The sequence below is a fragment of the Ktedonospora formicarum genome (assembly GCF_016587355.1).
Taxonomy (GTDB): Bacteria; Chloroflexota; Ktedonobacteria; order Ktedonobacterales; family Ktedonobacteraceae; genus Ktedonobacter; species Ktedonobacter formicarum.
In genome coordinates this window covers 2,322,644-2,335,875 of the sequence record NZ_BNJF01000001.1, presented here as the reverse complement: position 1 = coordinate 2,335,875, position 13,232 = coordinate 2,322,644, and the positions used below count along the sequence as shown (strand labels likewise).

At 51.2% G+C, this 13,232-nt stretch carries 10 protein-coding genes; 4 read left to right on the top strand and 6 right to left on the bottom strand.

Going from position 1 to position 13,232, the window contains the following annotated elements:
* Positions 1-122: 122 nt before the first annotated feature.
* From K3T82_RS10015 to uvrC, 6 genes are all read right to left on the bottom strand, one after another.
* Entirely contained in the window at positions 123-1,493 is a 1,371-nt protein-coding gene (locus tag K3T82_RS10015) for an NsdA family TPR-like regulatory protein (RefSeq protein ID WP_220193330.1), read from the bottom strand.
* 299 nt (positions 1,494-1,792) lie between these two features.
* A complete protein-coding gene (locus tag K3T82_RS10010; RefSeq protein WP_220193329.1) occupies positions 1,793-2,098 on the bottom strand; it encodes a DUF4177 domain-containing protein in 306 nt (101 codons plus the stop codon).
* 428 nt (positions 2,099-2,526) lie between these two features.
* Positions 2,527-3,351, bottom strand: a complete 825-nt coding sequence (locus K3T82_RS10005) for a sensor histidine kinase (protein WP_220193328.1) — start codon at positions 3,349-3,351, stop codon at positions 2,527-2,529.
* A gap of 145 nt (positions 3,352-3,496) precedes the next feature.
* Positions 3,497-3,721: a hypothetical protein gene (locus tag K3T82_RS10000; protein WP_220193327.1), complete on the bottom strand. Its 225-nt coding sequence runs from the start codon at positions 3,719-3,721 to the stop codon at positions 3,497-3,499.
* A 182-nt stretch (positions 3,722-3,903) separates the two neighbouring features.
* A complete protein-coding gene (locus tag K3T82_RS09995) occupies positions 3,904-4,218 on the bottom strand; it encodes an FmdB family zinc ribbon protein (protein WP_220193326.1) in 315 nt (104 codons plus the stop codon).
* Between the two features lie 258 nt (positions 4,219-4,476).
* On the bottom strand, positions 4,477-6,519 hold the full coding sequence (gene uvrC / locus K3T82_RS09990) for an excinuclease ABC subunit UvrC (protein WP_220193325.1): 2,043 nt from the start codon (positions 6,517-6,519) through the stop codon (positions 4,477-4,479).
* 288 nt (positions 6,520-6,807) lie between these two features.
* On the opposite strand from uvrC, the gene K3T82_RS09985 reads away from it, so the two are divergent.
* The 4 genes from K3T82_RS09985 (at position 6,808) to pknB (ending at position 13,125) form a co-directional block, all read left to right on the top strand.
* Entirely contained in the window at positions 6,808-7,782 is a 975-nt protein-coding gene (locus K3T82_RS09985) for an ABC transporter ATP-binding protein (protein ID WP_220193324.1), read from the top strand.
* Positions 7,783-7,862: 80 nt separating this feature from the next.
* Positions 7,863-8,774: an ABC transporter permease gene (locus K3T82_RS09980; RefSeq protein ID WP_220193323.1), complete on the top strand. Its 912-nt coding sequence runs from the start codon at positions 7,863-7,865 to the stop codon at positions 8,772-8,774.
* 191 nt (positions 8,775-8,965) lie between these two features.
* Complete coding sequence (gene selB / locus K3T82_RS09975) at positions 8,966-11,005, top strand: selenocysteine-specific translation elongation factor (RefSeq protein ID WP_220193322.1); 2,040 nt, start codon at positions 8,966-8,968, stop codon at positions 11,003-11,005.
* Between the two features lie 206 nt (positions 11,006-11,211).
* Positions 11,212-13,125 (top strand): Stk1 family PASTA domain-containing Ser/Thr kinase, encoded by a 1,914-nt coding sequence (gene pknB, locus K3T82_RS09970; protein WP_220193321.1) that lies wholly within the window; start codon positions 11,212-11,214, stop codon positions 13,123-13,125.
* Positions 13,126-13,232 lie beyond the last annotated feature (107 nt).

Below are 13,232 nucleotides of genomic sequence, written 5' to 3'. Positions count from 1 at the left end.
CGTCCCGTACAGGCTGCATTGGCAAATGCTCTTTTACATACGTTAGCGGAAGCACGCGTATGTGTGCTTGCCTGTCGTCATTATAGCAGCCTGTCGAGAGCAGCGTCGAGAGGTGAAGTTTCTTAACAAGGTAATGTAAGCAGAGGGTGAAGAGCTATAAGCTGTTCGTCGAGTTTTTTGACAACAGGCATGCTGCGCCAAGGTTCCAGCTTTTTATTAAGATCAATGAGTCTTTGGAGCACGCGAGCGGACTTGACCTGCTTAAGCATGTTGATGGCTTGCTCAATATGGCTGAGCGCCGCCTCAACCTCGCCCATTTGTAGGTAAGCCTCCGCTATATCAGTAAGCACGATAGTGCGATGCCGTGTCCTTGTGCCCTCCATTTGTTTAAATGCGCGTTCGAGTGCTTCCAGGGCAACTTTAGGCCGTTGTAATTTGAGATTGCACACTCCCTGATAGCCAAGGAGGATGCTATAGCTGAAACGTGTATGCGCGTTCTCGCTATTGTACGTGGAGTTACTATGGTCAAGGTAATATTCCGCCATATCCAGGGCTTGTAGGCTTCCCTGAGATTGATGCAGGTTTGCATATGCCTCTGCTTCGATGGATGAGAGCCAGGCCCTAGTAATAGGTGGGACATCACGCTTAGAGATGGCCTGAGCCTGTTGGAGCCAGGTAAGGGCATGCTCAGGGCGCTTTTCGTATATGGGGATGAAACAACGCCTTCCCAGGATGGCAGTCTGCATTACAGGATCTCCTGCGAATTGGGCCGCCTCAAGCCCTACCTGGTAATAGTGATTCGCCTGCTCATTCTCCTTCATATCGAAGAGGAGTTCGCCTGCGATTTGTGTGAAGTCAGCAGCAATTATCGCGAGACGAGCCCGTTTAGTGCTTGGAAGTGGAGATGAGAGCAATTGTGTGACTGCTTCCAGGCGTTGCAGAACGTATTGCAATAAGCTTTGCGAGAAGGTACCTGTCATACTTTGCAATACGCGCCAGCTGTCACGCGTTATAGCTTCAAGGTGGAATATCATATCTTCATCGATGCTGGATGGCTGGGTAAGTGCATGTGAGAGTCGCTCCCAGAGGGGGGGATAGAGAAAATTCGCAGGTGAGGTAGCAAGCGAGGTACCTGTCATTCCAAGGACTTGCAGGAAGTTACGCCGTGAGTGCTCCATATCACTGCTTTCCAGATTATGGGCTGCTAGCTCCTGCCCACGAACAAGTGTATGCGCTCGCACCTTGGCCAAATGGACTTCTGGTTCCTCTTTCCTTCGATATCGCTCTCGTGTATCGTTACATAGCCCGAGGATCTCCGAATTAACGCCAAAGTACAGACAAAGGAGGCGGCGTGATTCAGCATTGATGGGTTTGTTCTGCTCGGCGCGCATGATAGTTTGGGGGGCGATACCTGTCTCGATGGCGAGCCGCTTTTGCGTGAGATTGAGGCGCTGGCGCATAGCGCGCAAAGGATGGGTATATCGATCACTCATAATAAAATTCCCTCTCCACATGTCCAAATCAAACAATTGAATAACAAATTGATTACATTGTACAGATGTTGTATAGTGCATTTTAACATAAAAATATAGAAAGAGATGAAAATAGGAGAAAAGTATATATGAGGAAGATATATGCGTGCGGATGAAGAAGAGAGTATAGCAGGGCGTTTTATGAAACCTTGCTATACTCTCTTCTAGTGGATCTATACAGGTTTTCTGTAGTGATCTGTTCTTCTAAACTTGCGTTACTCTCAGGAGGAGCACATCTAGCGCCCTAATTTTCGAGATATCTATGCGGTCTCGATGGTTGGTCCGCCGGATGGTGTTTCGCTGGATGGCTGCTCACTGGTGGTATTAGTTGCTGTTGGCTCGTTATAGTCACCCTCTTGCGCGGGACGCTTGAATAGGTAATATGCCGAGTTCGAGGTCAGAGGTTGAAGGCTGACGAGTTCCCAGCTTTCCTTCCCTAACTCGTTCAGGTAGCGTCGCGCGAAGGCGCTGCGGCGCTCTTGAGGACCGATCAATGTCTCCTGCCCTTCGCACGAGATACGTCCTCGATAGTCGATATAAACAACTTTATATGCCCACTGGCTCATACCTGTCTCCTTTCGCTATCGGTCCCCACCAGACCGCACCTTACACAGATACATCCGATACCTGCGTGTATTTTGAACGGCGAATACAATACTGGGTTCCACAATGCAGTATTGTATGCCGTCGGTGCGGTTTCTGGTAGGCTTCCTCGCACAAGGAGAGTATAGCTTGAGATTGATTAAGACACACCGCTAATTTGACGGGTTTTTGAGCTCGTACAATTTACAGGCAGGCAACCTGTAGAAATGAACAGGGGAACATCGTCCTTTAAGTCTCCTGCTTCCTGACATCCCTTTATTATTGCAAGGGGCCAGACTGTAAGTGGTATGTGAATATCTTTAGTGGTGTTGGAGATCTCTCTTCTGTCCTGAGAAACAATAGCAAGGAAAAATGAGATGATCTCCACGAAGTGAGAGAGCTAACGAGAGTATTATTGCAGAGGAAGCTGGAAGGAGAAGGTCGCACCTGCTTGTTCGCTTGTGTCCTGATCCTCAAGCCAGAGTTTTCCACCGTGTGCCTCAATGATTGACTTGGTGATATAAAGCCCCAGCCCTGAGCCTTGACGAATGCCGCGTGTGGCCTCAAGCCGGCCAAAGGGACGGAAGAGCTGATGTATATCTTCCTGGGCGATACCTACTCCCTGGTTGTGAACGCTGGCTTTGACTGTTAGCGCTTGTTGTGGGGTCGCTTCCTGAGAATGTATGCGAAGTGTGATCTTGCTGCCTTCGTCGGAGTATTTGATGGCATTGTCAAGTAAATTTCCCAGGGCTTGTTGCAGGCGTCCCTCGTCCCAAACGCCACGTATCGGCTGCTCAGGCATGTCGAGTTCGAAGGTATGATATGGAGCTACAGGGCGCAATTGTTCCACTACTTCCTGTGCCAGGGCAACCATATCGCAGGGTTTGCAAATAAGGGTGAATTGATCAGAGGCCAGGCGTGAAGCGTCCAACTGGTCGTTGACGAGGCGAGCCAATCTCTGAGCCTGGCTAATAATAATGCTGGTATTGCGTTGCAGCGTTTTCTTGACTGAATCCGCAACTTTGTTCCTGGGCATAGAAATGCTACGATTAAGCATCTGTGCGTAATTAATGATGGGAGCAAGCGGACCACGCAGCTCATGTGCGATCATGGCTGTATACTGTTCCTTGCGCGCCAGTTGTTCTTTGAGCAGGAGATTATCTGTTGTAAGCTGGTCTACCTGCCTCTGTAATTCTTTTATTAACTCATCTTGTGTTTTCTCGTGCTGCACCTGCATACCCGGCTCTCCTCAGATTATGGCGTTCCCATCTCCTGGTATAGATTGTGTAATTTTAGTATACACCGAATAACCGTTGGACTCGCGCCAATGAGGCAAATTCGTAGGAATATTGGGTAGTGTTCTGGTACCTGTCGAAAAGTGCCTATGCCTCCTCGTCTCTCGGTGGTAGAATGCGTAATTCTACTAGCTCTTCCCAAGCCATCTCACTGAATTTACTGACATCGAGTGTAGGATCGGCGTGCGCGATCAAGTGATGAATGCGCTCAGCAATGCTGGCGCGCATATAGTGATCGCTGCTGAGTAGGAGATCGCCTACAGCGATCTCAATTTGTTGTCTTTGTATGGCGGCGAGTACCGATTCTTCCATAAATGGCCTCCTTCTTTATAGACGCTGCTCATGGTAATTTTTATAACGTTATTCTACAACAATCGGTTCTGCTGCCCTGATTCTGGTTGAAGATCCATTTCTATATGCATAAGGGAGGTCAAGGCGTAAAAAAAGCACCTTGCGGTGCTTATTGATGATGACTTTGTGTTTGATAATTCGTATTAAGATGCGGAGGGCCTGGCGGCTGTGCTCTCACTGGCGGCTGGTTTGGGGCTTTCAGCAGTACCTGTGCTCTTGCTCTCTGTTGCGCTCTCGCTGTTGTCCTTGCTCGTAGTAGATGCAGGTGCACTATCGCTCTTAGAATGATGGTCTGTCTTGTAGAAGCCAGAACCTTTAAAGATGACGCCCGCTGGATAGAGCACACGATGAATAGCTCCACCACACTCGGGACAAACTGTCAGGGGCTCATCAACCATTCGCTGCCATGTCTCAAAGCGATGGTGGCATGTCTGGCAGAGATACTCGTATGTCGGCATATACCAATTACCTCTCGTATTCCTTGGTCTTTTGTGGGTGCGAGGCATGCTCACAGGATTAATCTATGCATGTTCTCTGTGGCGGCACTGCTCTGCTAAAATATAGTAGCGCGATTCAGTGCCCTTGTCAATCGTTCTTCATGAGTGCTAGCACTCGCTAATGAGAACGACTGATGTATTTCTTTTATTCCACTCCTCTTCTCCAGACCTCTATCGGCTTATGAGGTCCGCACATAAGCCCAGCTGCTGAAGAAGAACTTATTTTTCGCTATTCTGGTTAGCGGAATTGCCAATGAACTCCTTGACCTTCTCGGCGCTATCCTTCGTCATGCCATCAATGGCGGCTAACTCCTCGACGCTGGCGGCACTAATCGCGCGGATCGAGCCAAAGTGTTTCATAAGTGCTTGCTTGCGCTTGGGACCAATGCCTGGAATCTCGTCGAGAAGCGACTTAAAGGTGCGATTGGAGCGAAGCTTGCGGTGATAGGTGATACCGAAACGATGCGCCTCATCACGAATGCGTTGCAAGAGATAGAGACCTTGTGAATTGCGTGGCAGAATGATTGGTTCTGCCGCGCCAGGGACATGGATCTCTTCAGCAGTTGCCAGCTTGGTATGAGAGCCCTCTTCTTTGGCGACACCGATGACTGGTAGTTCCAGATCCAGTTCGCGCATGACTTGCAGAGCGGCGTTGAGCTGACCCTTTCCGCCATCGATGATGACGAGGTCCGGCATTGCCCAGTCATGGTGTTGCCCTTCTTCCTTCTCTTCCTCGGTGCTCTCGCCACCCTCGCGCTGACTAACTTTGTCCACCACAGCGCTACTCTCCCTGTCAAGCGCGGCCTCTTGAAGTGTAGCCGCCTTACGGAAGCGTCGGCGTAGCACCTCCTGATGGCTAGCGACATCATTGGCTCCTTCGACGCTTTTAATCTTGAAGCGGCGATACTCGCTGTTCTTCGGCTTGCCATGCTCAAAGACCACCATCGCGCCTACTGAGTTCGATCCTTGTGTATTGGAAATGTCGTAGCATTCGATCCGTTGCGGTGGCGCGACGAGATTGAGGACTTCCTGTAATTCGTCCAGGGCCATCTGTGTTTTCTGGTTGTCTGTAAGCCATTTGATGCGTTGCTGCTCCAACACTTCTTTGGCGTTGTTGCGTACCATTTCGATGAGCCGAAGCTTCTCGCCGCGTTTCGGGGAGTTGATATTAACGGCTGTACCTCGCCCTGCTGCGGCGCTGGTATTGCGCCTCTTCTCTTTAAGCCAGTTCTGTAGCACCTCCTGATCATCTGGCTCAACTTCGACCAGAATCTCTGCTGGAATATGAGGCGAACTCTCGTAGAACTGTTGGAGGAATGAGCTCATGATTTCACCAGGGCTGCTATCGCGGGTTCCCTGAAGGATGAAATATTCTCGTCCAATGAGCTTGCCATTGCGGAAGAAGAAGACCTGGGCGCAGGTTTCGTCGTCGCCGCTGGCGAGCGCGATCACATCCTGATCATCCTGACCCTCGGTGTTAATAATACGTTGTTTCTCCAGCACGCGTTCGACCGCCTTAATGCGGTCACGGATGCGCGCGGCCTCTTCGAAGTTCAGCCCTTCCGCTGCCTCTTCCATGCGCCGTTGTAGATCCTTGAGTACCTCGTCATGCTTACCTTCAAGGAAGAGGATGACCTGCTGGATGATTTTGTCATACTCTTCACGATTGGCATAGCCAACACAAGGCGCGATACAGCGATGGATATAGTATTGTGTGCAGGGGCGGCTGAGGAGCTTCTGTTTCCAGCTAGCGGACGGCTCACCGTTGCGCGGTGGTGCCCAGGCACTGGCATCATAGCGACAGGTACGGAAGGCAAAGAGCTTATTTAAGAGATCCAGGGTCGCGTCAACCGCACCCGAGTTTGTATAGGGGCCGAAATAGCGGTTACCATCACGCTGAAAGCTGCGCACACGATAGACGCGGGGGAAATCTTCTGTAATGGCGACTTTGATATATGGATAGCTCTTGTCGTCGCGTAGCAAGACATTATACTTGGGGCGATACTGCTTGATATAGTTACTTTCAAGGACCAGTGCCTCTACCTCGTTGCGCACGACCAGGAACTCAATGTCTTCTATTTTCGCGACCATACTGCGATTCTTCGGGCTATGATCGGTTGATTCCTGGAAGTAGGAGCGCACGCGGTTAAAGAGCGAGATGGCTTTTCCTACATAGATAATGGTGCCCTCGCCGTCCTTCATCAAGTAGATACCCGGCTTATGTGGAAGTGAGTTCAGTACCGACTGGATTTTCTCGTTCATGAGCCACGCTGCTTTCGCCATGCTTTAAAATTATCTTCTATTGCGCCTCTCATTATACTCTGTAGGCTGGCTGCTGTCGACGTATATCCTTTCCTCTTGCGACAGATTTGCGACATTTATGTGATGACCCTAAGACAATCTTGAGCTATGCTTACTAGCGTCATCAAACACTCTCTTATTGAGAAGCACTGTAGAGACAGTTAAGCATATCAGCCTCCCAGCCTGACGCAATATATTATCTGCTAGGCGTGGTTGAGCATCGTAAAGCGAAAGGAAGACAAGACGTCTATGTCGCAAGTTGATATCGCGAGTATATCGCGACAGCCTCAAGTTGACACGTCACCCGTGAGCGAAATTGTTCTCCGTACACGCAATCTGACCAAGCAATATAAGCAACGTACCGTGGTAAATGACCTGAATCTGGATATTCGGCGTGGTGAGATTTATGGCTTCCTTGGTCCCAATGGCGCAGGAAAAACAACAACTATTCGTATGATCCTGGGGCTGATCACGCCTACATCAGGAAGTGTTGAGATCCTGGGTTCTGATATCCTCGCGCATAGAAGCGAGGTGCTGCCACGTGTAGGAGCATTGATTGAGACGCCCGCACTCTATCGCTATATGTCCGGGCGCGATAACTTGCTTGCCTTCAGTAAAGCTCTAGGTGGTGTTTCCTCTAAACGCATCGACGAGGTACTGGCTATTGTGAGTCTGACTGAGCGCCAGAGAGATAAAGTGCGCACCTACTCGCTTGGTATGCGTCAGAGGCTCGGTATTGCAGTCGCACTTCTGCAAGATCCAGATGTATTGATCCTGGATGAGCCTGCCAATGGACTCGACCCTGCCGGTATCGTCGAGATGCGTGACTTCTTGCATCGCCTGGCGGCTGAGGGCAAGACAATTTTGATGTCAAGTCACCTCCTCTCCGAAGTACAGCAGATTTGTAGCCGGGTCGCGATCATCAACTTCGGCAAATTGATAACTGAGACAACAGTGAAGGATCTGACTACGGGCAAGGGCGAGTTTACAGTGAAGGTTGAGCGAGCCGCCGAGGCTCTGGCGCTTCTCAAACGTCAGCCCTGGGGTCAGTCGGCGCGTCTGAATGAAGAGGGCGATATCGTGACTTCATCCCCGAATGGAAAGGGGCGTGAACTGAATGCCTTCCTGGCTCAAGCGGGCTATGTCGCCGACGAATTGTCATCGACCAGATACGACCTTGAAGAGACCTTCCTACGCCTGACAGAAGGCCATTCCGGTAACTAAGGTCTTACGCGAAGCTCCAGGCTCGATGATGGTAGTATGGGTTTCGCGGCAAGAGTAAGAGGAAAGAGAGATACATTACTGTGAGTACACTGATTGGCAATACGCAGGCATCTGGCGTAGTTTCCGCCAGGAGACCAAGTTTCTTTGGCCTGGTGCAAGGCGAATTAATTAAATTGTCGCGGCAATGGATGACCTGGATAATGGTACTCTGTCTTGTAGCCGGTACCGCTCTCCTACAAGTTATCATCGCGCGCTTTGGCTCAACACAGCATGATATACAAATACAATCACCGAACTTCTTTTACAGCGAAATGGATATGACCCTGCTCATTATGCGTGCCTTTGGCGGTATCTTTCTGATGATTCTGACCGCTTACCTCATCGGCATGGAATACCAGAATGGTACGGTGCGTATTATCCTGGCACGAGGTGTGGGGCGTGTCCAACTCTTGCTTGCCAAGTTCACTGCTTTGCTGGTAATTGCCATCGAGTTGTGTGTGCTAGGGGTTCTGTATAATGCCCTTCTAACGCTCATCACACTCTTCGCTTTGGGGGGGAACCTTGATATCATCTCCAAGATGTCATCCTCTGTATGGTCCAACATTGGTCTCTACCTTATATCGATGTTGATTAGTTTTGTAGTCACTATCCTGATGGCTATGACTGTGACTGCTCTGGGGCGCTCGCTGGCCTTTGGTATGAGCATTGCTCTGGCCTGGTTTGCCGTGGACAATATCGGCACTCTTTTCTTGCGTTTGGGATATATGTTTACAAAGCAGCAGTTCTTCCTGGATATCACAGCCTATTTGCTTGGGCCTGTGCTAAATGTACTACCCGCCAAGATGTTACCTCAGGATGTACGCGTCTCGCAGACCTTCTCGCCCTGGATCGATATTAGCGAAAGCAGGGCTTTGGTGACGATCCTGGTTTATGCTCTTGTTTTCGCGGTTGTCTCAATAGTCATTACCTGGAAACGTGACGTACACGAATAGGTCTTCTCATACCCCCTCTTCTGGTCCTGTTCCTTCGTGTACCTGGCGAGACCTCTCAAGGCGAGGTCTCGCCTTTTGTGTTTTCACTTATCCCCTAAACGCGCTATAATATCTGCTAATGAATAGCACAGTTCTTCTTTAGATTAAGGAAAGGGGCAGAGCGTGTCTCTGCCTATCTGGCTGCTAGCTCAATGAGTTGTATTGGAACTGCCGGACATGTCGATCACGGAAAATCGGCCCTGGTCCAGGCTTTGACGGGAATTGATCCCGACCGCCTCGCCGAAGAGAAGGCGCGAGGCATGACCATTGATCTGGGCTTTGCATGGCTGACACTGCCCCATGGGCGCGAAGTCAGTATCATTGATGTACCCGGCCACGAGGACTTCATTAAGAATATGCTCGCTGGCGTGGGGGGGATCGATGCAGCCTTGCTGGTTGTGGCTGCCGACGAAGGTATTATGCCTCAGACGCGCGAGCATCTGGCGATTCTGGATCTGTTGCGCGTGAGTCAAGGAGTCGTTGCTCTCACAAAGGCCGATCTCGTTGACGATGAATGGTTGGAACTGGTACGGGAAGAGATCGCGGAATTAATTCGTCCCACGACGCTTGCTCAAGCATCTATTCTGCCAGTTTCTGCGTATACAGGTAAAGGGCTACCGCAATTGCTTGCTGAGCTTGAACGCTTACTGGATTCTTCGGAGGAGCGCCAGGATATCGCGCGCCCACGCCTGCCAATTGATCGTGTATTTACACTGACAGGTTTCGGCACCGTTGTAACAGGGACGTTGCTGGATGGCAGCTTCCGTCTGGGGCAAGAGATTGAGATTCTACCGGGGAGGCAGAGGACGCGCATCCGTGGCTTACAAATGCATAAGCAGAGTATAGAGTCTACGGGACCGGGCCATCGGGTCGCCATAAATTTGCCTAACATTTCGCGCTCGGATCTGAAGCGTGGCGATGTTGTCACGTTGCCAGGACAGCTACGTTCGACGGTTCTGCTGGATGCGCGTATCTCGCTTCTGGCTGATGCTGAGCGCTCGCTGACCCATAATACTCAGGTTGAGTTCTATTGTGGCTCGCAGGAAATACCTGCTCGCGTGCGCTTGCTGGATACTGAAGAGTTGATGCCAGGAGAGAGCGCCTGGGTACAATTACGCTTTAGCCGACCTGCTGTAGCGGCACGTCGCGACGCCTTTGTGCTGCGTATTCCTTCCCCTAGCTTCACTATTGGCGGAGGAGAGGTGATCGACGTGCGTCCACGTTATCACCGTCGCTTCCAGAGGCCCATACTGGAAGCTCTTGAGCGCCTGCGTCATGGCCTTCCTGAGGAACTTGTGCTGGTGGCCCTGGACCGGCGTACGCATGCTTCCAATTCAGGCAATACCGGCGGCACTTCTCCAAAGGTTCGCCCAACTATCGAGGGCTATGATTTGGCAGAGGTAGCGAGGTTGGCGAATCTTGCCGAAGATGTGACAGGGCAGGTGCTCAAGTCGTTGTTATTAGAAGGAAGGGTACGTCACATCCGTGCGAAGGGGGCACCTGTCAGCGGAACTGATGATATCGGTGAAGAGAAGGCTGGCCTCTGGTTCGCGCGCTCGGCCTGGGATGCCTTTGTGGAGGAAAGTGTGCGCCTGGTCGCAAGCTATCACCGTCAGTATCCTTTGCGAGAGGGATTCTCAAAAGAAGAGTGGCGTTCGCGGTTGCATCTCACGCCTCGGCAGGCCACCGAATTGTTTGCCGTTCTAGTGGACGATGGCGTCATGGAGGCGGTCGCGCTATCAGAGGAGGCACTTCTTATAGAAGCGACGCGTCGCTCTACAGGTTTGATTCGCCTGCCTGGTTTTCAACCCACGTTTACGCCTGAGCAGCGTCGTCAGGTTGATGCACTTGAGCAAGCTTTTCGGCGCCAGCCTTATGGACCACCTGTTCGCGCAGAAGCAGAGAAGATTGCCGAACCTGAAGTCATCGCGGCTCTGATTGGGCAAGGGACTTTGGTCAAACTGGGGGAAGATGTGCTCTTTCTCCGTACGACCTACGATGAGGCTGTTAGCAGGCTGACTGCCTATTTACGTGCGCATGGCACAATGACCGCTGCCGAGGCGCGCGATGCGTTAGGCACAAGCCGAAAATACGTTCTGCCTCTGCTGGAGCACCTGGATCTGATGCGTGTCACGAAGCGCGTTGGCGATGTACGTCAACTCGCTTCCGAGCCGAAGCAGAGCATCTCATAGTGAGGAACTTGTTTATCTCCTGAAGCGGCTTGTAGAGCCGATTGAATTGGTGGAGAAGGGGCGTTTATCAAACGATATATCCTAGTTTTGGCAAGAGTGTTCCATTCTGTCGCAGAATAGGTTACAATAAGTTGCACGATTTACTTGTGTGTGACCTGTCCCGCTAGACGGGTGACACGACTATTGCCTGTACAGTGCGGAGAACTATGCAAATCGAAGTTTTGGGTGAGCGCTACCAACTACAAGAGTCTATAGGGCGTGGCGGCATGGCTACGATCTACCGCGGACGCGATTTGCACATGGAACGCGATGTCGCAATTAAAGTGCTACGAGAGGTGTATAGCACCGATCCCAAGTTCGTGACGCGGTTCCAGCGCGAGGCTAAGGCAGCTTCATCCCTACAGCATCCTAATATCGTACAGGTCTACGATTATGGTCAGAGTGATGGCAACTATTTTATCGTAATGGAGCTGATCGAGGGGACTGATCTGCGTCGCTACTTGCGTTCGCGAGGGGTGTTGGCTGTAGATCGTGCGATCATAATTGCCCATGACGTTGCTCTTGGCCTGGGTGCCGCTCATCGCCGTCAAATCGTCCATCGTGACGTAAAACCTCAGAATGTGCTGGTTGGACGTGATGGCTCAATCAAGCTCACCGATTTTGGTATTGCCAGCGTCTACAAAGACATTAATGCCGAACGTCTGACTACTACTGGCATGACGTTGGGCACGGTGCAATACTATGCGCCGGAGCAAGCTCAGGGCGAGATTGTCAGTCCCGCCGCCGATGTCTATGCTCTGGGCATCGTTATGTATGAAATGCTGACTGGTCGCACGCCTTTTGATGGCGATACACCCGTGGCGGTTGCGATGCAGCATATTCAGGATGTACCAACTCCTCCAAGCCATTTCAATCCGAACATTCCTCCAGCCCTGGAGGATGTAATTTTGCGTTGCCTGGAGAAGATTCCCGAGATGCGCTTCCGCGATGGAAGTTCGCTCGCGCGTGCCCTTGAAATGCTGGGTCAAGAGGAGATTGGCTTGCCGCGAGGTGTGACACCTGGTGGCGTAATCACGCCTCCTTCCGGTTCTAGTGGTTACAATCCCGCGATTTCCTCTCCTCAGATGGGCGTTTCGGCTCCCTATGGTCAGATAAGTTCGCCTAATCAGCAGATGACCCCACCTGTCCATAGTGATCAGATGTATGTACCAGGTCCTGCCGCCGATCCAAGGATGGTTGCGGAGCAGGGAACTGTTCCTTATACCGCGACGACGAGTAGTGGTTCTACACGGCCTTTCCAGCGCGATGAGCTATCGCGCACAGGTGTTCATCCCAACGCGCAGAATGATTCCCGAGCAGCCGGTGTCGTTACTGTTCTTATTGTCCTGGCCGCCTTGCTATTATTAGGTTTTAGTCTCTTTCTTGCCGCCGAACTCGGAGTTATTCATGTCCCGGGCATTACGCCTACCGCTACATCGACGCCATCTTCCGCTATGGTGACCGTTCCCGACTTCTCAAATATGACGTTTGAGGAGGCCAAGGCCCTTGCCGAGCGGAATCATCTGGAAGTCAAGATTCTCAAAGGTCCAGAAGATGGTATCGTCTCGCACCAGTCGCCGGATGCTAATACCAAGGTTGCGGCGAATACGACAATTGGGTTGGAAATGAAGACCAAGCCGCGTAACCATAAGATCCCCACTGATCTTATCAATAAGCCATTGGCAACGGTGCAGAAGCGTTTGAAAGATGCTGGGTTCTCCATTTCGCAGCTCAATATTATTGACGCAGGTATCAATAGTGCGTATGGTCCCAATACCGTCATCCGCCTGGATCCCGGTGAAGGACAGGTGGTTGAGGATGGGGGCACGATCACTCTCTATGTGCAGAACTACAACGTGAATCCAACACCAACGCCGACGACACCGCCAGCGAAACCATCACCGTCGCCATCGCCATCGCCGACACCGTCACCGACGCCATCGCCGACACCGTCACCGACACCGTCACCGACGCCATCGCCGACCGCTCCTTCTCAGACCAATGGTCCGGGGACAACTGGTAGCAATGATAGCAACAACAGCATAGATCAACAAATCAACCCACAATCGTTGTTACCATAGATAGACTTCTTAAGCACTTCGGATGCTTAAGGAGTCTAGAAGAGTATGATGCGAGAAGCAAACGTTACTCTCGCATCATACCTTTCTTTATTTTGTATTTGTTTCGC